The sequence below is a fragment of the Novosphingobium olei genome, assembly GCF_037076535.1.
Classification (GTDB): Bacteria; Pseudomonadota; Alphaproteobacteria; order Sphingomonadales; family Sphingomonadaceae; genus Novosphingobium; species Novosphingobium olei.
Genome location: NZ_AP029021.1, coordinates 3,256,882 through 3,280,000, shown reverse-complemented (window position 1 = coordinate 3,280,000; position 23,119 = coordinate 3,256,882). Strand labels below are relative to the sequence as shown.

Here is a 23,119-nt window from a genome sequence, read left to right as displayed (position 1 = left end):
TGCAAGCTCCGAATTGAAGCCCGAGTAAACGGCGGCCGTAACTATAACGGTCCTAAGGTAGCGAAATTCCTTGTCGGGTAAGTTCCGACCTGCACGAATGGCGTAACGACTTCCCCACTGTCTCCAGGATATGCTCAGCGAAATTGAATTCTCCGTGAAGATGCGGAGTACCCGCGGTTAGACGGAAAGACCCCGTGCACCTTTACTGCAGCTTCAGAGTGGCATTAGGAAAGAATTGTGTAGCATAGGTGGGAGGCTTTGAAGCACCGGCGCCAGCTGGTGTGGAGCCATAGGTGAAATACCACCCTGTTGTTTTCTGATGTCTAACCCAGGACCGTTAGCCGGTTCGGGGACCCTCTGTGGCGGGTAGTTTGACTGGGGCGGTCGCCTCCTAAAGAGTAACGGAGGCGCGCGATGGTAGGCTCAGGCCGGTTGGAAACCGGCTGTTAGAGTGCAATGGCATAAGCCTGCCTGACTGCGAGATTGACGAATCGAGCAGAGACGAAAGTCGGTCATAGTGATCCGGTGGTCCCTCGTGGAAGGGCCATCGCTCAACGGATAAAAGGTACGCCGGGGATAACAGGCTGATGATTCCCAAGAGCTCATATCGACGGAATCGTTTGGCACCTCGATGTCGGCTCATCACATCCTGGGGCTGGAGCAGGTCCCAAGGGTTTGGCTGTTCGCCAATTAAAGTGGTACGTGAGCTGGGTTCAGAACGTCGCGAGACAGTTTGGTCCCTATCTGCCGTGGGCGTCGATACTTGAGAGGAGTTGCCCCTAGTACGAGAGGACCGGGGTGAACATGCCTCTGGTGTACCTGTCATTCCGCCAGGAGTGCAGCAGGGTAGCTATGCATGGACGGGATAACCGCTGAAAGCATCTAAGCGGGAAGCCTCCCTCAAGATAAGGTATCATCGAGTCGTGGTAGACCACCACGTTGATAGGCCGGGTGTGGAAGTGCGGTAACGCATGAAGCTAACCGGTCCTAATAACTCTGTTCATGCTTGAGAATCCCACCATCAATGACAGCCTTGCGGCTGCCAGATGGGCGGTATCCAGCCAGGACAAAACCTCATCTGTATCATCGATTAAAATCTTTGCGCCGGCTCTATTGCTTGGTGACCATAGCGTCTGTGACCCACCCGATCCCATCTCGAACTCGGCCGTGAAACCAGTCTGCGCCAATGGTACTAACGCTCAAGCGTTGGAAGAGTAGGGCGTCGCCAGGCATTAAAGCCGACGCAAAGAAAACCCATTCACAATCTCAAGGGCCTTCGTGCCCTCCAAAAGGGGCCCTCCAAGGCCCCTTTTTGCGTCACAATCGACGCACACATCAGTGGCGCGGGGAAAAGCAGCCCGCCGCTGGATCGCTCGCCGATCCAGAAAACAAAACTGCCAAAGGGCTGGCACACCCAGCCCAAACATGGTGTCGCGGGGTGGAGCAGCCCGGTAGCTCGTCAGGCTCATAACCTGAAGGTCGCAGGTTCAAATCCTGCCCCCGCAACCAGATTCACAAATCACCACGTATCGATCCACGGTTGCACTTTGCCCGTGCGCGCCGGTCGTCCGGCGACCGCTTCAAGTCCCATCGCCAGCCACTGGCGCGTATCCGCCGGATCGATCACGTCGTCGAATTCGAATACCGTCGCGCCATTGGCGGCGCTCGACCACGCATAGGCTCCGGCGAGCAGTTCCTCGTAACGTGCCCGGCGCTGTTCGAGATCGGCAATGGCCGCCAGTTCGGCACGCCGACCGAGCTTGATCTCCCCCTCGATCCCCATCCCCGCGAATTCGCCCGTTGGCCAGGCCACCGTGAACAGCGGACTGTCCAGCGACCCTGCGCTCATCGCCATTGCGCCCAGGCCATAGGCCTTGCGCAGCACCACCGAGAACATCGGCACCTGCAGGTTTGCCCCGATCACATAGAGCCTGCCGCAATGGCGGATCGTCGCCGTGCGTTCGGCTTCGGGCCCGACCATATTCCCGGGCACGTCGATCAAGGTGATCACGGGGATATCGAAAGCATTGCACAATTGCATGAAGCGTGCAGCCTTGTCCGCGCCATCGCTGTCGACGGCGCCGCCGGTGGGTGACGCGCAATTGTTGGCGATCACCCCCACCGGGCGCCCTTCGATGCGCGCCAGCGCGGTGACCATCGATCGTGCGAAATCGCGGCGGAGTTCCAGCACCGAGCCAACATCGGCCAGTGTTTCGATGATGCGGCGCACGTCATAGGCGGCGCGGCGGTTTTCGGGGATGGCGTGGCGCAGCGGGCTCTGGTCGGCGTCCTGCCAGCTTTCGATCCGGCCCTGGAAGTACGACAGATACTTGCGTGCCATGGCCGTCGCCTCGGCTTCATCCTCCACCACGATGTCGATGACACCGTTGGGGGCCTGGACCGACACGGGGCCGACCTCCTCCGGCGCGAACACGCCCAGGCCACCCCCTTCGATCATCGCGGGGCCGCCGATGCCGAGACTGGAATCGCGCGTCGCGATGATCACGTCGCACATCGCCAGCAACACGGCATTGCCGGCAAAGCAGAAGCCGCTGGCGATCCCGACCAGCGGCACGAGACCCGAAAGCTTGCCCATGTGCGCCCAGGTTCGGTACTTGAGCCCCCCCACCGTGGTCGGGGGCGGGGTGGGATCGCCGGGTGACGCACCGCCGCTGCGGCCACCTCCGCCTTCGGTGTAGAACACCACCGGCAATCGGGCGTTGTGCGCGACTTCAAGCATTCGGTCGGTCTTGACGTGGTTCTTGTGCCCCTGCGTTCCGGCGAGCACGGTGTAGTCGTAGCTCATCGCCACGCAGCGCGAACGCTCGGGCCCGAAGGCATCGCCATTTACCCGCCCTATGCCCATCACCAGTCCGTCCGACGCTGTCTTGATCAGCCGACGGTCGACGTCATCGGGGGTGTCCTCGTAGCGTCGTCCCGCCGTCACCAGCGGCCCATACTCCATGAACGATCCGGGATCGCACAAGTCCGCGATGTTCTCACGCGCGGTGCGCTTGCCCTTGGCATGGCGTTTGGCAACGATCTCCGCTCGCCCGGCGTCCGAGACATGCGCATGCATCGCCCGAACCCGATCAAGATCGGCGCGGGGCGCGTGCGTGTCGATGTCGACCGGAACGTCATCCTCCTCCTGCGCGTCTTCGTCCGGCAGCAGCGTTGCCAGCAGCGCGTCTTCCGTCACGACATCGCCGCCGGCGTGCAACACCGCTTCCACCGTCCCGGCGACCGGAGCCGTGATCGCGTGCTCCATCTTCAGCGCCTCGATCACCACCAGCGTCTGGCCCTTGCGCACGACATCGCCCACTTCGACGAGGACCGAGACCAGCGTGCCGACCATCGGCGCCCGCACCGCGGCATGGCCTTCAGGCACCGGCGAAGCCTTGGTCGTAACCGGCCTCGCCTGGGCGGCGCGCGCCGAAAGCACGGCAAGCGGATCCGAAGCGCTGCCTGCCGCCGGTGCAAATTGCCCTGCAGCGGCCATCAATTCCGCGACATGGCGTTCGACAAACCGCGTGTCGAAGGCGCCGCCCGCCACCTCCGGGCGCGCGATCAGTGCCTTCAGCAGTTCGAGATTGGTGCCGAGCCCTTCGATCCTGCAGCCGTCCAGCGCTCGCCCCGCCTTGGCGACCGCGGCGGCGAAGTCGGGCGCGCGCACGATCAGCTTGGCCAGCAGCGAATCGTAGCGCGGGCTCGGCGCGTAGCCACTGCGACCATAATCGTCGACGCGTACGCCGCGCCCCGTCGGCATTTCATAGCGTGCGATCGTTCCGCCGGTGGGCCGGGCCTGGCCTTGCGCGTCGATCGTCTCCATGTTGATCCGCAGCTGGATCGCCACCCCGTCGGGCGCCCGGTCCGCCACGGCCTGAAGCCCAAGCGCGTCGAGGTTTGCGCCTCGCGCCAGCGCGAACTGGGTGGCGACGAGGTCGAGGCCTGTCACCTCCTCGGTTACCGTGTGTTCCACCTGGATGCGCGGATTGGCCTCGATGAACACGAAGGGCAGGGCCGTCCCACCATCCGCGTCGACGAGAAATTCGAATGTGCCGATGCCGCGGTATCGGGCCGCGCGTGCCAGCGCGAGCGCCGCGTCGAGGATCGCGGCACGGACGTCCGCGCCAATGCCGATCGCCGGCGCGATTTCGACCAGCTTCTGGCGCTGGCGCTGCAGGCTGCATTCGCGGTCCCACAAGTGGTGCACGGCGCCGCTGCCATCGCCCACCACCTGCACTTCGACATGCCGCGCCCGCGCCATCAGCACTTCGGCATAGAGCCGACCGTCACCAAACGCCGCTTGTGCCTCGGAGCTCGCACGGGCGAAGGCTTCGTCTAGGTCCTCCGCGCGCTCGACCGCGCGCATCCCGCGTCCGCCGCCGCCGGCCAGCGCCTTGAGCATCACCGCGCCATGCGTGGCGAGAAACGCCCGAGCCTCGTCCAGCGTAACCGCTTCTTGAGAACCCGGTAGCGTCGGCAAGCCGCAGCGTGCGGCCAGCGCACGGGCCGCCGCCTTGTCTCCGAACAGGTCGAGCGTTTCAGGGGACGGGCCCACGAACACGAGTCCGGCCTCGGCGCAGGCCCGCGCAAACGCTGCGTTTTCGCTGAGGAAGCCATAGCCGGGATGGACAAGGTCGCAGCCTTCGCTCACCGCAATCGCAATCAGCGCAGCCTGGTCGAGATAGGCGGCAACGCCCTGGCCCGGCAGCTCGCGCGCCAAATCTCCCGCCGTGACGTGAGCGGAAGCGGCATCGTCCGCCGGGTGGACCATTACCGTTGCGATCCCGCGTTCGGCGGCGGTCCGCGCGATGCGGATGGCGATCTCGCCGCGATTGGCGATCAGAACCTTGCTGGCCACGTCTGTCCTCTTCCCGCTCATCAGGGCGTCGCTGCGCCGTTTGGTGCAGTCTTACCCGGCGCGATGGCATCGCAAGGCAGCTTCTCGCGCTTTCAACGCGTCGAAATTGCGCGACGGTGATAAGGGGGCGCAGGAGGGGCAATGGCGTGACCGGAACAGAGGCTCAGCTATGGCCGGCGCTCGCCGCGGCAACGCTGGCGGGATTGATCGTGGGCGTGGAGCGCGGGTGGAGCCAGCGGTTGCGCCCCGCCGGTACGCGCGTCGCGGGCGTACGCACTTTCGGCCTGCTCGGCTTCGTCGGCGGGCTTGCCGGTTGCCTGCCCGATGGCGTCGCTGCGGCGCTCGTGCTGGGGGCGGGCTTGCTCCTCGTCGTCGGTTATCGCAGTGAAGCCGATGCGCCGGGCCGGTCGGCCACGACGGCGGTCGCCGGGGTTCTTACGCTCGCGCTCGGCATGGTGGCGGTGCGTGTGGGGCCCACGCTGGCGCTGGGCGGAGCGGCCGCCGTCTTCGCATTGCTGGCTTCGCGCCCGATGCTGCATCGCGCGCTTGTCGGCCTGTCAGCCATCGAGATCGAGGCCGCGGCGCGCTTCCTCCTGATCGCGCTGCTGGCGCTGCCGCTTCTGCCGGACCGCGCCTATGGTCCGTTCGATGCGTGGAACCCGCACCGGATCTGGCTGGTCGTGGTGATCGTCGCCGGGCTTTCGTTCGCCGGCTATGCCGCGGCGCGGCGCTGGGGCACGCGGCGGGGACTGCTGCTGGTTGCGGCCACCGGCGCGATCGTGTCCTCGACCGCGGTCACCGCCGATTATGCCCGCCGCCTGCGGGCGGAACCCGAAGCGCAGGGCGCGCTGGTCGCGGGCATCGCCATCGCCTCGATCGTCATGTTCCTGCGCGTGCAGGTGCTGACACTGGTGCTGGTGCCGCGCGTGCTGCCGGCGCTTGCGCTCGCACTTGCGCCCGCCACGCTCGTCGCGGCAGGGTTCGCTCTTTCCGCTTGGCGCCACCAGGCGGCCACGGCCGGGGGCGAGGTCAAGCTCGGCAACCCGCTCGATTTCCGGCCGGCGCTGGTTCTTGCCGCAATGGTCGCGCTGTTTTCGCTGATCGCGCGCTGGGCGCTCGCCCGATACGGCAGCACGGGAATGGGCGCGGTGCTCGCGCTCACCGGCATGATGGACGTCGATGCTGCGGTGATGACGCTGGCAGGACTTGCCCCCGGAACGCTTGGAGACGACCGCGCCGGGCTGTTGCTGGCAGGGCCGGTGCTGGCGAATACGCTGGTCAAGGCGGTCATGGCCATGGGAATCGCCCCCGGTCGAGCTGGCGTGCGTGCTGCAACCCCGCTCCTTGCCACGCTCGCCGCCTCGGGGGCGGGCGTCATCTACCTCATGCTTCGGGGATGACGCTGGCGCGATTCGCCGGGCCGGTTCGCGAATGCGCAACAACCGCAGCGGCGCACGACGCCAAACGCATGCGCAACAGGGCGAAAGTTTCTTGGAGTGTCAAAATCTTGGAAAGGCGGTGTGGCGGCAACGCACCAACCGCTGCGGAATTTTACGCACCTGACATTTTTGCTGGTCAATACGCCAAATCGCGATAGTGTTGCGCCACCGTCAAAGACGTTCGCCCGGCGCGGTCTTGGGAGAGGATGCGAAAAAATCGCACCGCGCCGGGTGTTACGTCTTCTTCCCCAATCCGAATCGCACGCTGCAGGCACGGTCGCATCGATCCGGCTTGAAAGCCCGCGCGTGCGCCGCAAGGATGCGCAGCATGGGGCCACCGAAACCAGCGCTGCATGATCGTGCCGACGGGCGCATGGCGGGATGAGCGCAACGCTTGCCGCACTGCTTGCGCTGTTGCTCATCGCGGTGCTGTTCGCCGTGGCGGCGGGCGTCGAAACCTTTGCGCCGCAGATGCGTGCGCGCCCCCGCCTGCGCCACGCGGCCTACACGCTGGGCCTTGGCGTCTACTGCTCCAGCTGGACCTTCTATGGCGCGGTCGGCAGCGCGGTGCGGGAAGGCTGGAACTACCTGCCGATCTACATCGCGCCCTGCCTCGTCATGCTTCTTGCGCCCGCTTTCCTGCGCCGGCTTGCCGATGCCGTCCATGCAGAGCGCGCGACGACCATTTCCGATTTCATCGCTGCCCGCTTCGGCCACGATCCCGGCATCGCCCGGCTGGTCACCGTCATCGCGCTGTGCGGCATCGTCCCCTATGGCGCGCTGCAGCTGCGCTCGATCGGCAGCGCCTTCGTCGTGGTCACCGGGCAGGACGCCGCCCTGCCGGTGATGGTCGCAGCCTCGCTGGTGCTCGCCCTCTTCGCCATCCTGTTCGGCACGCGCCGCTATGAAGTCGCCGGCCGCAACGAAGGGCTGCTGTTCTCGATCGCGATCGAATCGGCGATCAAGCTCGTCGCGCTGGTGCTGGTCGGCATCGCCGCCTTCGCCGTACTGCGCGATGCGGGCCCGCTGCAGCGGGCGGCCGCGTTCGACGTGCTTGCCACCCGCTTCGCGCCCGAACACCTCAGTCTTGAATTTGCGGTCATCGGCCTGATCTCGGCGCTGGCGGTGCTGGTCCTGCCGCGCCAGTTCTTCATGGCGCTGGCCGAGGCGCAGCAGCCATCCGACCTGCCCCGCGCGCGCTTCGGCCTTGCCGCCTATGTCGCGATCATGGCCGCGCTGATCGTGCCGATTGCCGCCGCCGGGCTCGTCGCGCTGCCCAACAGCGCGTCGCCCGATCTTTTCGTGCTCGAACTGCCCGAAGCCGTCGGTGCCCACTGGATCACCGTTGCCGCCCTGCTCGGCGGCCTCAGCTCGGCCGCCGCGATGGTGATCGTCGATGCGACCGCGCTGGCGACGATGGTGTCGAACGACCTCATCTTCCCCGCCGTGCTGCGCAGCGAAGGCGATGGCGAAGACGCCGGCCGGGCAGGGGCGCTCGGACGGCGCATGCTGGTGGTCCGCCGCCTCGCGATCCTCGGCATCGTCGGCCTGTCGCTCGCCTGGGCGCTGCTGCTGCCGGCGCGCAATTCGCTCGCCTCGATCGGGCTCGTCGCATTTGCCGCGATGGCGCAGTTCACCCCGCACCTCGTGCTCGGCACCCTGCGCAACGGACGCGATCCGGTCGCGGGCCGGGTCAGCCTGGCCGCCGGTTTCGCGCTCTGGCTGTGGACGCTGGCGCTGCCGCCGATCCTTCCGCCCGCCTGGCTCGCCGCGCTGGAAGGCACCGTGCTCGATCCGCTGCGGCTGTTCGGGATAGGCCATGCGACACCGCTGGTTCACGGCGTGGTCTGGAGCCTTGCCGCCAATCTCGCGCTGCTGTCCGCGCTGTCGGCCCGCCGCCGGGGCAGCTTCGTCGCGCCCCGCCTGGCGCGGGGGCAGCGCCCGGTGCGCAACGTCGGTGAACTGCGCGCGCTCGCCGCCCGCTTCATCGGCGAGGAGGCTGCCGTGGCCGCTTTCCCGCCGGCGGTTGGTGCCGATCCGGTCGATCGCTCGGCCGCCCGCCATGCGCAGGACCTCATCGCGGCCGTGGTCGGTGCCTCGTCCGCGCGCGCACTCGTCGCCTCGGCGCTGGTGGGCGGCCAACTCGGCATCGAAGACGTTACCCGCCTGCTCGACGAAGGCGGCCAGTCGCTGCGTTTCTCGCGCCAGCTGCTGGCCGCCAGCTTCGAGAACCTGCCGTCCGGGATCAGCGTGATCGACGCCGATCTTGCGCTGGTCGCGTGGAACGAACGCTACGTGGCGATGTTCGGCTACCCGCCCGGCCTCGTCCGCGTCGGCGTGCCAGTGGCCGATCTCATCCGCCACAACGTGCGGCGTGGCGGCTTTCCCGGCGATGTCGAAGCGCAGGTCGAACGCCGGCTCGAACGCCTGCGCGCACGCCAACCCTATGTCTCGGAACGGATCCGACAGGATGGGCGGGTGATCAAGTCGGTCGGCGGCCCGATGCCCGGCGGCGGCTATCTCACCTCGTTCACCGACGTGACCGAGGAAGCCGCCACCCGCGCCGAACTGCGCCGCACCCTGGATGACATGGAAGGGCGCGTCGCCGAACGTACCGAGGCCTTGTCACAGGCAAACCGCCGCCTTGCCGAAGCCACGCGCGAAAAGACCCGCTTCCTCGCTGCCGCCAGCCACGACCTGCTCCAGCCGCTTCATGCCGCCCGCCTCTTTGCAACTGCCCTGCAACGGCAGGTGGGCGAAGCGCAGCGCCCCCTGGTGGCCCGCGTAGACCGGTCGATCGTTGCGGCAGAGGATCTGCTGCGCGCCCTGCTCGACATATCCAAGCTCGATGCCGGCGGCATCACGCCCAGCCCCGAACCGGTCGCGCTCGGCCCGCTGCTGCGCGACATTGCCGAAGGGATGCGCCCGCTGGCAGAGGAGAAGGGCCTCTCGCTCACCCTCGCCAGCGCGCAGGGCTGGGCGATGACCGATCCGGGCCTGCTCCGCTCGGTGCTGCAGAACCTGCTGTCGAATGCGGTGCGCTACACCACATCGGGCGGCATCGTCGTCGGGGTGCGTCGGCGCGGCGTGCGCTGGCGGATCGATGTCGTCGACAGCGGCGTCGGCATCCCGACCGAACAACAGCAGGCGATCTTCTCCGAATTCACCCGGCTCGGCGCGGTCGAGGCCGAGGGACTGGGCCTGGGCCTTGCCATCGTCGAACGGATCGCGCGCCTGCTCGGGCTCGATCTCGATCTAGCCTCGCACCCCGGCCGCGGCAGCCGCTTCAGCGTCAGCCTGCCAGCGCTTGCGCCTACCCCGGAAATGGCAGCGCTCCCGCCCGGGGATGGACCCGCCCTTCCGGCCGATCACGCCGCCCCGCTCCGGGTGCTCGTCGTCGACAACGATCCCGCCATCGTCGAGGCGACCACCGCACTGCTCTCAAGCAGCGGCCATTGCGTGGTGGCCGCCTCGAACATCGCCGAAGCGCTCGCACTGGCGGGCGAGGTCGACGCCGCGCTGATCGACTACAGCCTCGATCATGGGGAGGACGGCCTGGCACTGATCACCCGGTTGCGCCGCCGCTATCCAAAACTGCCGGTGGCGCTGGTCACCGCCGAAAGCGACCCCGCGCTGCGGCGCAAGGCCGAGCGGCGCAGCATCGCGTTCTTTGCCAAGCCGGTCGATCCGGCGGCGCTCGAAGGCTTTCTCGCCTCGGTTTAGCGCTCGGAGAGATAGCGCCGCAGGGTAGAGTAATGCGAAAGCCCGTCGAACATTCGCGGCGGCTCGCATCGGGGCAGGTGCGTTGCCAGCGCTTCGGCCATGCTGACTGGCGACCAGTTGTCTGCGCGCCCGTGCCACAGCCGCACCGGCTGAGACACGTGCGCCAGCTCGGCCGCCCAGTCGCCGACATAGTGGAGGATTTCGCGGCGATAGCCGGGCGCACCGCGTCCCAAAGCGCGGGACAGCACCCGCACCATGCCTGCGCGGAATTGCAAGTCGTCGCGCAGCGCCAGGTCCGCTCCTTGCGCCGAAGCGAACAGCGCGGCGTAGAGCTTCTCCGGTGCCAGCCGGGCGAAAAGGCCTTGCGCGCCCACCATCGCGGCCAGCAGCAGCGGGCTGGTCCGCGCAGCCCTGAACACCGGAGCGCCGGCCATGGCGCCCAGATAGTCTCCCGTCGATAGCGGCGCGGCTGCGGACACGAGGTCGATGCCGACGACTTGTGTGCCAAGATGCGGCGCCACGCGCAGCGCTGCCGCCGCACCCAGCGAGAACCCCACCAGTCGCAGCGGCGCTCCTTCCGCCTGCGTGCGGATCGCGGAGGCCAGTGTGCAGAACCGCGCCGTCGCTTCCGCAGGTCCCGCCTGCGTCCGGTCAGGCACGATGAACCCGGCGGCCTTTGCGGCAATCTCGGCGCCGAACAGGGCCAGTTCCCCGCCGCTGCCGGGAATGCCGTGGAAATAGACGGTGCGCTCCGCCACGTCGGCGCCTACCGGCTCAGGTCCAGTCCCAGCGATCGCGCCACCAGCGCGGCCTGCGTGCGGTTGCGCACGTCCAGCTTGCGCATGATCGCGGTCATATGCGCCTTCACCGTCGCCTCGCTCATCCCCAGCTCGTGCGCGATCTGCTTGTTGAGCTTGCCGTCGAGCACGGCCAGCAGCACCTTGAGCTGCGTCGGGGTAAGGCCGGCAACCTCGTTGCGCACCTGTTCCACCGCGTCGGCCTTCCTGGGCGCGACCGGCGTGCCGCCCAGCGCGGCGGCAATCGCCTGTTCGATCCGGGACAGGTCCGCATCCTTGCGCAGGAAGCCCACCGCGCCGAACGCGCGCGCTTCCTCGGCCGCGTTGGCGCCCTCCGCGCCCGAAACCACCAGGATCGGCACATGCGGTCTTTCGGCGTGCAGCAGCGCGATCCCCGAATAGCCGATGGCGCCCGGCATCTTGAGGTCGAGCGTCACCAGCCGCAGGTCATCGGCTTCCGACACCGCCTTCGCCGCGGCGGCAAGCGTTCCCGCCTCGACCACGCGCGCACCGGGCGCGACCGCCGTCACGGCGAGCGCCAGCGCCTGCCGGAACAGCGGATGATCGTCGGCAATCAGGATGGTCCCGCTCAAGGCGCCGTTCTCTCCCCCATGCGCGGCCGGCGTTCGGTCCGCGCGCGCCAGCTTATCGCCGGCAGGGGGTGCCGCAAAGGCCTAATGGCTGCGTGCGAGCCCTTCGACCGAACGTCGCCAGCCATCGACCGCGCTGGCCACCGAGCCGAGCGATCGGAACACGCGGACGCGCGCCGGCAGGGATTGGTACAGTCCGCTATTGGCCCCGCCGGCCCAGATATGGATCTGCGGCGGCAAGTGCCGGTCGATCTGCTCCAGCACGTCCACCGTGCGCATCGGATGGTGCGCGGCGGAAAACGACATGGCGACGATGTCCGCACCCACTTCACTGGCGATGCGCACGATCTCCATTTCGGGTAACCCGCAACCGATGTGCAACGGGCGGCAGTCCTGCAACAGCAGCAGCGTTTCCACCATGGCGAGCCCCAGCACGTGGACTTCGCCCGGCGGCGTGCCCAGCAGCACCAGCGGGCGGGCGGTGTTGACGTGGCCCTGCGGCTGGAACAGCGTGCTCGAACACGCGCGCAGGGTGCGCACCATCATGTCGGAAAAGATATGCTCCTGCGCGATCGAGATCGTGCCCTTTTCCCAGGCGATGCCCACTGCGCTGCAGAGCGGCGCCGCGATGCTCAGCACGAAATCCTCAAGCCCCTGTTCGATCACATGGCTCTGCATCGCCGATTCCGCATCGGCGAAGGCGTTGAGCGACAGCATGCGGATATAGTCTTCGATCCGCGTCGTGGGCAGCCCGGCCGGCGGTTGTTCGTGGATCCGCGTGCGGTAGTCGAGCAGCACCGCAAGCTCTTCCTCCTCCAGCTCGTAAAGCCGCGAGGGCGGTTCGCCCAGCGCGATCAGCCGGCGGATGAGCTTGAGCCGGCGCACCTGCCACTCGGGGTAGAACATGCGGCCATGTTCGGTGTGTTCGGCGGCCGGAAACCCCGCGTGCACCTGCCATAGGCGCAGGAGTTCGGGGGACAAGCCGGTCTCTCCGGCAAGGTCGAACAGGTCGCCCGGGCCGCTCTGCAACTTCATTTGGCCCCGCTCCCAATCGCGACCCCTCGATTGGAATGTGATTTTATGCGCAAGCCGGACGAAATATATCCAAGATCATTCGAAATCGGATCGAGTGCTCGAAAGAGCCGCTGCCGGGCGGGGCGGCGGCTCCTTCAAAACATCAGGCATTGGCCAGTTGCGGCCGGTTGGCGAGCAGGTTGTCAACCACCGACGGATCGGCAAGCGTCGACGTATCACCCAGATTTGAAACGTCGTTTTCTCCGATCTTGCGCAGGATGCGGCGCATGATCTTGCCCGAACGGGTCTTGGGCAGGCCCGGTGCGAACTGGATCACGTCCGGCGTCGCAATCGGACCAATCTCGTGGCGGACCCACGCGACCAGCTCCTTGCGCAGCGCCTCGTCGGGCTCGATCTCGGCATTGCAGGTGACGAAGGCATAGATGCCCTGGCCCTTGATGTCGTGCGGCATGCCCACCACCGCGGCCTCGGCCACCTTGGGATGCGCCACCAGCGCGCTTTCGATCTCGGCGGTGCCCATGCGGTGGCCAGACACGTTGATCACGTCGTCGATGCGGCCGGTGATCCAGTAGTACCCGTCCTCGTCGCGACGGCAGCCGTCGCCGGTGAAGTACAGGCCCTTGAACGTGCTGAAATAGGTCTGGAAGAAGCGCTCGTGGTCACCCCACACGGTGCGCATCTGCCCGGGCCAGCTGTCGGTGATGACCAGGCAGCCGTCGGTCGCCCCGTCAAGGAAGTTGCCGTCGTTGTCGACCAGCGCGGGCTTCACCCCGAAGAACGGGCGGCTGGCCGAACCCGGCTTCAGCGGCGTGGCGCCGGGCAGCGGGGTGATCATCGCGCCGCCGGTTTCGGTCTGCCACCAGGTATCGACGATCGGGCAGCGGGCATCGCCCACCACCTTGTGATACCATTCCCACGCTTCGGGATTGATCGGCTCGCCCACCGAACCCAGCAGCCGCAGCGACTGGCGGCTGGTCTTCTTCACCCATTCGTCGCCCTCGCGCATCAGCGCGCGCAGCGCGGTCGGGGCGCCGTAGAAGATCTCGACGCCGAACTTGTCGACCACCTGCCAGAACCGGCTGGGATCGGGGAAGTTGGGCACGCCTTCGAACATCACCGTGGTCGCGCCGTTCATCAGCGGGCCGTAGACGACGTAGGAATGGCCCGTGACCCAGCCGATATCGGCGGCGCACCAGTAGATCTGCCCCGGACGATAGTCGAACACGTACTCGTGCGTCATCGATGCCCACACGGCATAGCCGCCGGTGGTGTGCAGCACGCCCTTGGGCTTGCCGGTGGAGCCAGAGGTATAGAGGATGAACAGCGGGTCCTCCGCGCTCATTTCCTCGGGCGCGCACTCGGCGCTCTGCCCGGCCACCGCGCTCGCCCAGTCCACGTCGCGGCCTTCGACGAAGGCGACGTCGGCCCCGGTGCGGCGCAGCAGCACCACGGTATCGACATCGGGGCACTGCTTGAGCGCCTCGTCGACGTTGGCCTTCAGCGGAACCTTCTTGCCGCCGCGCAGGCCTTCGTCGGCGGTCAGCACGATGCGGCTGTCGCAATCGATGATGCGGCCGGCCAGCGCATCGGGGCTGAACCCTGCAAACACGATCGAATGGATTGCGCCGATCCGCGCGCAGGCCAGCATCGCAACGGCGGCTTCGGGCACCATCGGCAGATAGATCGTCACCCGCTCGCCCTTCTTCACGCCCCGGCTCTTGAGCAGGTTGGCAAAGCGGCAGACCTGTTCGTGCAGCTGGCGATAGGTGATGCGGCGTTCGGGTTCGCTCGGGCTGTCCGGCTCCCACAGGATGGCGATGTCGTCGCCGCGCGTCGCGAGGTGGCGGTCAAGGCAGTTGGCCGAAAGGTTGAGTGAACCGTCCTCGAACCAGCGGATGCCGAAATCGGCTTCGTGGTACGATGTGTTCTTCACCGTGGTGAACGGCTTGATCCAGTCGATTCGCTTGCCGTGCTCGGCCCAGAAGGCGTCCGGATCCTCGATCGACTGGCGGTACATCTCGAAATACCGCGCTTCGTCGACCAGTGCGTTGGCGGCCCAGTTCTCGGGCACGGGGTAGACGGCTTCGCCCATTTTCACCGGACTCCTCTCGTTCTCGTGTTTGCGCTGCAGATACCGCAGGCTCGCGTCGCTGCGCGCATAGACCTTGGTCGTAGATATAAGACCATCCTCGCTCTGGTTGCCAAGGCCCGTCGGTCCGAAACTCGCCACGGATCGAACGGAAGTGTCCCGAAAGATGGACACCTGAGGAGAGGGTCAATGAACCATACCAGACAAGCGCTGCGGGCGCTGCTGCTGACCGGTGCGCTCGCACTGCCTTCGCTGGCACAAGCGCGCACCGCCCACGAAGCCGAGCTCGAAGCCCGGCTCGAAAAGCTCGAAGGTGAAATGATTGCGCTCAAGGCCGATCTCCAGGCCGCGCGCCAGCAGCAGGCCGAAACAGCGCAGGCTGCCAGCCTGGCACAGGCGCAGGCAACCGGCATCGCCGCCGCCGCGGCAAAGGCCGAGGCCGTGGAGAAGCGCGTCGCCTCGCTCGAAGCCCGGCCCACGCCGCCTGCCGAAGGGTTCCGCGATGGCAACACCACCGTCCGGCTCGGCGGCTATCTCAAGCTCGTTGCCACCAACAGCCGCTTTTCAGGCGGCGAGATGGCCAACAACACGCAAGGCCGCGACTTCTGGCTGCCGCAGTCGATCCCGGTGGGGAAGGGGCCCGCATCGCGCGATCAGGATTTCAGCGCGCGCCAGACCCGGCTGTGGCTGAACTTCGCTTCGGACATCGCAGGGCACGCGGTGAAGGGCTACGTCGAAACCGACTTCGAAACCACGCCCAACACCTCGGCCAGCGTCACCGGCGGGGGCAACCAGCGCACCACCAACGGCTACACCCTCGCGCTGCGCCGCGCGTGGATGCAGGTGGACAAGTGGACCTTCGGCCAGGACTGGACCACGTTCCAGTACACCGGCGCCTTGCCCGAAAGCACCGATTACGTCGGCACCACCGAAGGCACCGTCTTCGTCCGCCAGCCGCTGGTGCGCTACTCGCAAGCCCTGTCGAAGGAACTGACGCTGCACGTCGCGGCGGAAAATCCGGAAACCGCTTCGGCCAGCCTCGGCGCGCCGGCGCTGACAGAAAACGGCGACGATCACCTGCCCGATGCGACCGCGCGCCTCGCCTATGCGGGCAAGATCGGCGAACTGTCGCTGGCCGGCCTTGCCCGCCAGCTGCGCGTCCAGAACGGCGCGCTTTCGGACACCCGTTTCGGCTGGGGCCTCAGCGCCGCAGGCAAGCTCTACCTGAGCACCGATAGGGTGAGCGACCTGCGCTTCATGGCGACTTACGGCAACGGTGCCGGCCGCTACATCGGCGTCAACTTTGCGCCCGATGCCGTGCTCGATCCCGCCAGCGGACAATTGCATGGCGTTTCGACGTTCGCCGCGATGGCGGCGCTGCGGCTCGGCATCGCGTCCGGCCTGCGCGCCAACCTGATGGGCAGCTACCAGCATGTCCGATACGCCGACGACATCGCGGCCGCCAGCATCGCCACCTACAATCGCGAGGCATGGAGCGTTGCCGGCAACCTGTTCTGGTCGCCGGTCAGGAACATCGACCTCGGCATCGAACTGCGCCACGGTCAGCGCAAGCTGGTGAACGGCGGCAGCGGCAAGCTCGACCGGGTCGAATTCGCCGCCAAGTACGGCTTCTGATAAAGACAAGACAAACGACGGAGAGGACCAACCCATGTCGCAAATCGACATAGCTGACGATTTCAGCGCCCTGCCAAGGCATCATCAGGCCACCCACAGCGAAAAGCTGATCATCACCGCGTCCTCGCTCGGCACGGTGTTCGAATGGTACGATTTCTACCTCTACGGCCTGCTGACCTCGATCATCGCGGCCAAGTTCCTTACCGGGCTCAACCCCACCACCTCGTTCATCATGGCGCTGCTGGTGTTCGCGGCGGGCTTCATCGTCCGCCCCTTCGGCGCGCTGGTGTTCGGCAAGATCGGCGACACCTTTGGCCGCCGCTACACCTTCATCATCACCCTGCTGGTCATGGGCCTCTCGACGTTCCTCGTCGGCTGCCTGCCCACTTACGAAACGGTCGGGGTGGCCGCCCCCATCATGCTCGTCGTGCTGCGCATGTTCCAGGGACTGGCGCTGGGCGGTGAATACGGCGGCGCGGCGACTTACGTCGCCGAACACGCGCCCGACAACAAGCGCGGGCTCTACACCAGCTGGATCCAGATCACCGCCACCGCCGGCCTTGCCATGGCGCTGCTGATCGTCATCACCGTGCGCTCGCCGGTGACGGGCGTGGGCGAAGATGCGTTCAAGGCCTGGGGCTGGCGCGTGCCCTACCTGCTGTCGGGCGTGTTCCTGTGCGTCGGCCTGTGGCTGCGCCTCAAGCTCCACGAAAGCCCCGTCTTCCAGAAGATGAAGACCGAAGGCACCGCCTCGAAGGCGCCGCTGACCGAAGCCTTCGGTGAGTGGAAGAACCTGAAGATCGTGCTGATCGCCTTCTTCGGCGCGATCATGGGCCAGGCCGTGGTGTGGTACACCGGCCAGCTCTACGCGATGTATTTCCTTGAAAAGATGCTCAAGGTCGATGGCATCCAGGCCAACACCTTGACCATCATCGCGCTCGTCATGGCCACGCCGTTCTTCCTGTTCTTCGGCTGGCTGTCGGACAAGGTCGGGCGCAAGCCGATCATCCTCGGCGGCGCGGCGCTTGCGGCGGCAACGATGTTCCCGGTGTTCCACGCGCTGACCGAAGCGGCCAATCCCGCGCTCGCCCATGCGCAGGCCAATGCCCCGGTTAAGGTCACCGCCTACGCAGGCGAATGCTCCTCGCAGTTCGATCCCGTCGGTGCCAACAAGTTCGACAGCACCAGCTGCGATATCGTCAAGAACGCCCTCGCCAAGGCGGCGGTGAACTACGAAAACGTCGCCGCGCCCGCCGGCACCATCGCGTCGGTCACCATCGGCGGCACCACCATCGTCGCTCCCGATCCGGCCAAGGTTTCCGGCGACGATCGTAAGAAGGCCATCTCTGCCTTCACCGCGCACGTGGTCGGCGCGCCCGAAGTGAAGGCCGCGCCTGCCAGCGCGGGCAAGCCCGCGGTCGAAGCCAAGTCCGCCGTGGTCGGTGAACTCGCCAAGGTCGGCTATCCCGCCAAGGCCGACCCGGCGCAGATGAACAAGCCGCTGGTCGTCGCGCTGCTTTTCTATCTCGTGCTGCTGGTGACCATGGTCTACGGCCCGATCGCGGCGATGCTGGTCGAACTGTTCCCTAGCCGCATCCGCTATTCGTCGATGTCGCTGCCCTACCACATCGGCAACGGCTGGCTCGGCGGCCTGCTGCCCGCCATCGGCTTTGCCATGGTCGCGGCCAACGGCGATATCTACCACGGCTTCTGGTACCCCGTGGTCGTCGCGGCGGCGACCGTGGTGATCGGCCTGATCGTGCTGCCCGAAACCTACAAGCGCAGCATCGACAACTGACGACCAAAGTCGAACTGGCGCCCGGCCCGCATAAGCGGCACACCGGGCGCCAGCACATAATGCAGGGACAGGACATGAGCGAAGCCTACGAACAGGCCTGGCGCGACAGCATCAACCACCCGGAGCACTTCTGGTCGCAGGCGGCGCGCAGCGTAGAGTGGATCTCTCCGCCTGCGCGCTCTTTCGATGAAGCGCAGGGCTGGTATCCCGGCGCCTCGCTCAACACCTGCGCCAACTGCGTCGACCGCCACGTGGCGGCGGGGCGGGGCGACGCAACCGCGCTGATCTACGACAGCCCCGTCACCGGCACCGTCCGCGCCTACAGCTATGCCGACCTGCTCGACGAAGTCGGCCGCGTCGCCGCGATGCTGGCTTCGCTTGGGCTGGCCAAGGGCGATCGCGTCGTGCTCTACATGCCGATGATCCCGCAGACGGTCTTCGCCATGCTCGCCTGCGCGCGGTTGGGCGCGATCCATTCGGTGGTGTTCGGCGGCTTCGCGCCCCTGGAACTCGCCAAGCGCATCGACGATGCCGCGCCCCGCCTCGTCCTTACCGCCAGCTGCGGGATCGAGGGCGCGCGGACGATCGCCTACAAGCCGCTGGTCGACGAAGCCCTGCGCCTCGCCAACCACGCGGTCGACCACGTCGTGCTCCATCAGCGCGATACCGGCCCCGTGGCCGAACTTTCCTCCCCCCGCGATCTCGATTGGGACACCCTGCGCGCCGCCACTGCCGGCGATCCCGCGCCGGCCCCGGTCGAGGTCGCCTCCGCCGATCCGCTCTACGTGCTCTACACCTCGGGCACCACCGGCACGCCCAAGGGCGTGGTGCGCGACAACGGCGGCCATGCCGTCGCGCTCGCCTGGTCGATGGCCAACATCTACGGCATCGGCGCGGGCGACGTGTTCTGGGCCGCGAGCGACGTCGGCTGGGTCGTCGGCCACAGCTACATCGTCTACGCGCCGCTGCTGGTCGGCGCGGCCACCGTCCTGTTCGAAGGCAAGCCGGTCGGCACGCCCGATCCCGGCACCTTCTGGCGCACCATCGCGCGCCACGGCGTGAAGACCTTCTTCACCGCGCCGACCGCGATCCGCGCGGTGCGCAAGGAGGACCCGGACGCCACCTTCCTCAATGAGATCGGCACCGGCCAATGCCAGGCGATCTTCCTTGCCGGCGAGCGCGCCGATCCGGACACCATCGGCTGGCTGGAGGACAAGTCGGGCCTGCCGGTCATCGACCACTGGTGGCAGACCGAACTCGGCTGGCCCGCGCTCGCCAGTTGCGCGGCGCTTGGCGATCTGCGCCGCAAGCGCGGCAGCGCCGGCTTCCCCGTGCCGGGCTACGAATTCGCGATTCTCGATGAAAGCGGCCACGAAGTGCCCGCCGGGCAGAGCGGCGCGGTGGCCTTGCGCAGTCCCCTGCCGCCCGGCGTCTTCCGCACGCTGTGGAACAACCATGCAGGCTACGCGAAGAACTTCGCCACCTTCCCCGGCTGGTACGAAACCGGCGATGCCGGCTTCATCGACGAGGACGGCTTCGTCCACATCATGGGCCGCACCGACGACATCATCAACGTCGCCGGGCACCGCCTGTCGACCGGGCAGATGGAGCAGATCGTCGCAGCCGTCGATGGCGTTGCCGAATGCGCGGTGATCGGCGCCGACGATGCGATCAAGGGCATGATCCCGGTCGCCTTCGTCGTGCCCCGCGCCGGGGCGGGAAGCGAACAGGCGCTGCATGACGCGGTGATCAAGGCCGTCCGCAGCGAACTCGGCGCCGTCGCCGCGCTCAAGACCGCCTACATCGTCCCCGCGCTGCCCAAGACCCGTTCAGGTAAGACGCTGCGCAACCTGCTGCGCAAGATCGTCAATGGCGAGGACGCGCCAACACCCCCCACGATCGACGATCCCGCCGTTCCCGCCATGCTGCTGGCGCGCGTCCGGGCGCACGAGGAAGTCTGACGCCCCGCGGGCGTGGCGAGGGTGCTGTCCCCCGCCACGTCCCGTGCGGATCAGAACGACAGGCGCACCGATCCGGTCACCGTCCTGCCGTTCAGCGTCTGCGCATTGACCACGCCCAGCGCCGGAATGGCCGCCGCCGACACGTTGACGAAGGCCAGCTTGTCGAAGGCGTTGAACGCGGTCAGCCCCAGTTCCAGCCGCTCGACCGGGCGGACGAACAGGTAGGGGCTGACGATCACGTAGCCCGGCTGCTTCAGCACGTTGGTATCCTGTGCATAGCTGCTGGTCGTACCGTTCACCGTTGCGCCAAAGGTCACCATTCCCTGCTGGAACTGCGGCCGGGCAGAGAAGAACAACGAAGGCTGGTGGCGCGGCCGGTTGCCCTCGATCGCGGGGTTGGTCGTGTCGCGATCGATCTTCGACTTGGCGTAGGTGGCGCCCAGCGCAAGGCTGAAAGGTCCGCGCTGCACTTCGCCTTCAAGCTCCAAACCCTTGGCGCTGTAGGATCGGCTGTACGAGATCACCTTGGCATTGCCGTCGGCATCGGCGCCGATCTGGAACCCGGATTCGCCGGTCGAAGCCCAGAAGCCGGTCAGGAACAGGCTCACGCCGTCCTTGCGCAGCTTCACGCCGGCTTCGGCTTGCTTGACGATGCCATAGGCCGCCGAACTGTCGGTCAGTTTGCCGGTGTCCGGATCCTGCTGCGGCGTGAACAGCAGGCGCTCGGCACCCGCTCGGCCGCCCCGGCTGTAGCGCGCGAACACCGAAAGCGGCTCGGCCACGCGATAGTTCACGCCGGCCGAATACGACACATAGTGATAGTTGTAGCCGACATTGCCCGGACGCGAGAGCGGCAGGACCGAAACCTGCGTTTCGGGCAGCGAGATCACGCCATCGCCATTGACGTCGATCGCGCTGGCGCCATTGCGCCCGCCGCCCAGATCGGCGCCGTACAGGCTGCCGCTCACCTTGCCGGTGTCCAGCCGCAAGCTGCCGCCGATCGACAGCTTGCCGATCTGGTAGTTGGCCGAAGCATAAGGGGCCAGCACGCGGTAGTTCACGTCATACCGGCGATGGTAGGTGAACAACGGGGCGCCGCTGATGAAGCCATAAGCAAGGATGCCGGCATCGGTAATGTGCGTGCCGTCCGCTGCGGTCAGATCGAAACGCGTGCCTTTGCCATGCGCGGCATATCCTTCCAGCCCGTTGGTCAGCGACCAGTACATGTCCACGTTCTGCGAAGAATAATAGACGCCCGCCGTGGTCGTCAGCTTGCCCTCGCCCATCGCGAACGTGCGGCTGGCCCGCAGGTCGTTGGTCACGTTGTCGAGGTTGTTGAGATCGGCATGAACGTAGATCGGCACCGAAAGCAGGCCGTTGCCGTTCAGCCCGGCCAGGTCGGTCACCGGCTTGCCGTTGTTCGGGCCGCCGACATAGCTGAGCACCGCGCCAGGTCCTCCGAACGTGGCGACCATTGCCGCGGCGGGAAGCGTCAGCAGCGAAATGTTCTCGTTGTACGCGCCGCTGTTCGAAGCGAAGCGGAACTTGTCGGTAACGGTCCAGTCGCCGATCTCGAACTGCGCTTCCAGTCCGACCGCCTTGCTCACGCCGCGGATGCCGTCGTGCAGGTCGACACGGGTCGGATTGTTCTGGTCATCCACGCCGGTAAGGCTCGACACATACTTCGAATTGAGCGTGTCGCGCTTGATGTCCGTGCCCGGCAGGTTGCTGAACTTGGGCGAGTCATTGGTGCCGCTGATCTGCAGCGGGAACAGCGAATAGAGCGCCTGGCGATCGTCGAGGTACTTGCCGTAGAAGCGGATATAGCCGCCGGCAAAGGTGTGGGTCAGGTTGACCTTGATCTGGCCCCCGCGCGTACCGGTGTAGCCCACTTCACGCGGGCCTTCGCCTTCATGGAAGAAGCCGCCGATGTGAAAGCGCCAGCCTTCGCCAAGCGGCGCGCCGTATTCGAAATCGGCGCGATGCAGGTCATAGCCAAGGCCCGATGATACCAGCAGCGTGCCGCCCTCGGTCTCGCCCGTCTTGGAGATCAGGTTGATAACGCCACCCGGCGAATTGGAGGCGAAGGTCGATGCCGAACCGCCTCGGATCGACTGGATCTGCGACAGGCCGATATCAGCGCGCACGAAAGTGTCCACGCCGGCCAGGTGAATGTCCCCGAATTCCAGGACAGGCAGGCCGTCCTCCTGGATCTGGACATAGCGCGTGCCATCGGCCGACAGCGGCAGTCCGCGCACGGTCAGCGCGGAAAAGCCATCGACGCCCGAAGTTTCGGCGCGAATGCCGGGAAGGTTGGCGACGATGCCGGCAACCGACGGCACGCCCAGCTTGGGCAGGTCGGTCTCGTCGAGCGTGCTCGCCGAAATCGCGGTGTCGAGCAGGTCGCGCCCCTTGGCGACGCCGGTGCTGAATGTCTTGGCCGGGGCCGCCTGCGCTGAAGTCTTCGCCTTGTCGGCCTTTTCCGCCGCCGCATCACTTTCGGCGAAGGCGGTCGAAGCCGTCCCGACAAAAAGGGCGGTCGACAGCAGGAGGTTCCATGGACGCATTGGATACGAGTTCCCGAGATTGAAATGAACTCGGGCCGCTTACGGATGATGTGTTCAGCGATGGCAGTGATCGCCATAAGTATTTTATCTGCGGGTCCCCGGTCTCGCGCGTCAGCGATGGACGGGCGACCAGCCGAAATCGATGTCGCCTTCCATCGAATAGACGATGCACCAGCTGAAATCCTCGGCCACGAAGTAGTGGTGCGCGGGGACCGAGACGATCGATCGCAGGTGGCGCTGGAACGTGATCAGCGATGCGCGCAGGGCAAAGTCGATCGGCCCTTCGCTCAGGTAGAATGCGGGCTGGTCGTTGCCCAGCGCGGTTCGCCGGTCCTCGAAAAAGGCCGAAAAGCCGACCAGGCTGCGCGCGCCGGCGCTGACGGCAAGGTGGCCTCTGGTCAAGCTCCAGTCGATCTTCGCCCCGGCAAAGGGAAAGGACTGCTCCAGCCGCCGGCCGATGTCCTCGCTCGATCGGTACAGCCCGATCGTCCCCGCCGCGATCGGCAGGGCCAGTGCATCGCGAAGTTCCTGTGCGGCCCGGTCCATGCCTCTTCCCTCGGCGACAGGCCCCGGCCTCGCAACCCTGTGGTCCACAGCGCACTCCGATATGCACCAAAGGGC

12 protein-coding genes, 1 tRNA gene and 2 rRNA genes (1 of these 15 cut by a window edge) are annotated in these 23,119 nt (G+C 66.6%); 8 read left to right on the top strand and 7 right to left on the bottom strand.

The features are described 5' to 3' along the window. The 3 genes from AACH40_RS15435 to AACH40_RS15425 all read left to right on the top strand — a co-directional run. Positions 1 to 1,011, top strand: a 23S ribosomal RNA gene (locus AACH40_RS15435) (it extends 1,782 nt beyond the left edge of the window). A 105-nt stretch (positions 1,012 to 1,116) separates the two neighbouring features. Beyond that, a 5S ribosomal RNA gene (rrf, locus tag AACH40_RS15430) occupies positions 1,117 to 1,231 on the top strand. Positions 1,232 to 1,432: 201 nt separating this feature from the next. Continuing rightward, positions 1,433 to 1,509, top strand: a tRNA-Met gene (locus AACH40_RS15425). Between the two features lie 10 nt (positions 1,510 to 1,519). On the opposite strand, the gene AACH40_RS15420 is transcribed toward AACH40_RS15425, so the two are convergent. Next, positions 1,520 to 4,864 (bottom strand): acetyl-CoA carboxylase family protein, encoded by a 3,345-nt coding sequence (locus AACH40_RS15420; RefSeq protein WP_338643167.1) that lies wholly within the window; start codon positions 4,862 to 4,864, stop codon positions 1,520 to 1,522. A 146-nt stretch (positions 4,865 to 5,010) separates the two neighbouring features. On the opposite strand from AACH40_RS15420, the gene AACH40_RS15415 reads away from it, so the two are divergent. Together AACH40_RS15415 and AACH40_RS15410 are read left to right on the top strand one after the other, a co-directional pair. After that, the gene (locus AACH40_RS15415) at positions 5,011 to 6,264 is read left to right on the top strand and encodes a DUF4010 domain-containing protein (protein ID WP_338643166.1); all 1,254 of its coding nucleotides are present in this window, start codon (positions 5,011 to 5,013) and stop codon (positions 6,262 to 6,264) included. Between the two features lie 420 nt (positions 6,265 to 6,684). Then, complete coding sequence (locus AACH40_RS15410; protein ID WP_338643165.1) at positions 6,685 to 10,026, top strand: hybrid sensor histidine kinase/response regulator; 3,342 nt, start codon at positions 6,685 to 6,687, stop codon at positions 10,024 to 10,026. On the opposite strand, the gene AACH40_RS15405 is transcribed toward AACH40_RS15410, so the two are convergent. The 4 genes from AACH40_RS15405 to acs all read right to left on the bottom strand — a co-directional run bounded on the left by AACH40_RS15405 (position 10,023) and on the right by acs (position 14,540). Beyond that, a complete protein-coding gene (locus AACH40_RS15405) occupies positions 10,023 to 10,784 on the bottom strand; it encodes an alpha/beta hydrolase (RefSeq protein ID WP_338643164.1) in 762 nt (253 codons plus the stop codon). The genes AACH40_RS15410 and AACH40_RS15405 overlap by 4 nt on opposite strands. Before the next feature lie 8 nt (positions 10,785 to 10,792). Next, positions 10,793 to 11,416, bottom strand: coding sequence for a response regulator transcription factor (locus AACH40_RS15400; RefSeq protein WP_338643163.1), 624 nt, complete (start codon positions 11,414 to 11,416; stop codon positions 10,793 to 10,795). A gap of 81 nt (positions 11,417 to 11,497) precedes the next feature. Then, entirely contained in the window at positions 11,498 to 12,448 is a 951-nt protein-coding gene (locus AACH40_RS15395) for a MerR family transcriptional regulator (RefSeq protein ID WP_338643162.1), read from the bottom strand. A gap of 142 nt (positions 12,449 to 12,590) precedes the next feature. Continuing rightward, positions 12,591 to 14,540: an acetate--CoA ligase gene (gene acs / locus AACH40_RS15390; protein WP_338646119.1), complete on the bottom strand. Its 1,950-nt coding sequence runs from the start codon at positions 14,538 to 14,540 to the stop codon at positions 12,591 to 12,593. Positions 14,541 to 14,726: 186 nt separating this feature from the next. Between acs and AACH40_RS15385 the strand changes: the two genes are divergently transcribed. From AACH40_RS15385 to AACH40_RS15375, 3 genes are all read left to right on the top strand, one after another. Next, entirely contained in the window at positions 14,727 to 16,172 is a 1,446-nt protein-coding gene (locus AACH40_RS15385; RefSeq protein ID WP_338643161.1) for a DcaP family trimeric outer membrane transporter, read from the top strand. Between the two features lie 34 nt (positions 16,173 to 16,206). Then, positions 16,207 to 17,970: an MFS transporter gene (locus tag AACH40_RS15380; protein ID WP_338643160.1), complete on the top strand. Its 1,764-nt coding sequence runs from the start codon at positions 16,207 to 16,209 to the stop codon at positions 17,968 to 17,970. Between the two features lie 74 nt (positions 17,971 to 18,044). Beyond that, positions 18,045 to 19,931, top strand: a complete 1,887-nt coding sequence (locus tag AACH40_RS15375; RefSeq protein WP_338643158.1) for an AMP-binding protein — start codon at positions 18,045 to 18,047, stop codon at positions 19,929 to 19,931. A 50-nt stretch (positions 19,932 to 19,981) separates the two neighbouring features. On the opposite strand, the gene AACH40_RS15370 is transcribed toward AACH40_RS15375, so the two are convergent. Together AACH40_RS15370 and AACH40_RS15365 are read right to left on the bottom strand one after the other, a co-directional pair. Then, positions 19,982 to 22,498, bottom strand: coding sequence for a TonB-dependent receptor domain-containing protein (locus AACH40_RS15370; protein ID WP_338643157.1), 2,517 nt, complete (start codon positions 22,496 to 22,498; stop codon positions 19,982 to 19,984). Positions 22,499 to 22,609: 111 nt separating this feature from the next. Further along, positions 22,610 to 23,044: a hypothetical protein gene (locus AACH40_RS15365; RefSeq protein WP_169491466.1), complete on the bottom strand. Its 435-nt coding sequence runs from the start codon at positions 23,042 to 23,044 to the stop codon at positions 22,610 to 22,612. Positions 23,045 to 23,119: the final 75 nt, after the last annotated feature.

Coding starts and splice junctions, on each gene's coding strand:
- acs (WP_338646119.1), bottom strand. CDS start 14,540: ATGGGCGAAGCCGTCTACCCCGTGCCCGAGAACTGGGCCGCCAACGCA.
- AACH40_RS15410 (WP_338643165.1), top strand. CDS start 6,685: ATGAGCGCAACGCTTGCCGCACTGCTTGCGCTGTTGCTCATCGCGGTG.
- AACH40_RS15395 (WP_338643162.1), bottom strand. CDS start 12,448: ATGAAGTTGCAGAGCGGCCCGGGCGACCTGTTCGACCTTGCCGGAGAG.
- AACH40_RS15385 (WP_338643161.1), top strand. CDS start 14,727: ATGAACCATACCAGACAAGCGCTGCGGGCGCTGCTGCTGACCGGTGCG.
- AACH40_RS15380 (WP_338643160.1), top strand. CDS start 16,207: ATGTCGCAAATCGACATAGCTGACGATTTCAGCGCCCTGCCAAGGCAT.
- AACH40_RS15370 (WP_338643157.1), bottom strand. CDS start 22,498: ATGCGTCCATGGAACCTCCTGCTGTCGACCGCCCTTTTTGTCGGGACG.
- AACH40_RS15365 (WP_169491466.1), bottom strand. CDS start 23,044: ATGGACCGGGCCGCACAGGAACTTCGCGATGCACTGGCCCTGCCGATC.
- AACH40_RS15375 (WP_338643158.1), top strand. CDS start 18,045: ATGAGCGAAGCCTACGAACAGGCCTGGCGCGACAGCATCAACCACCCG.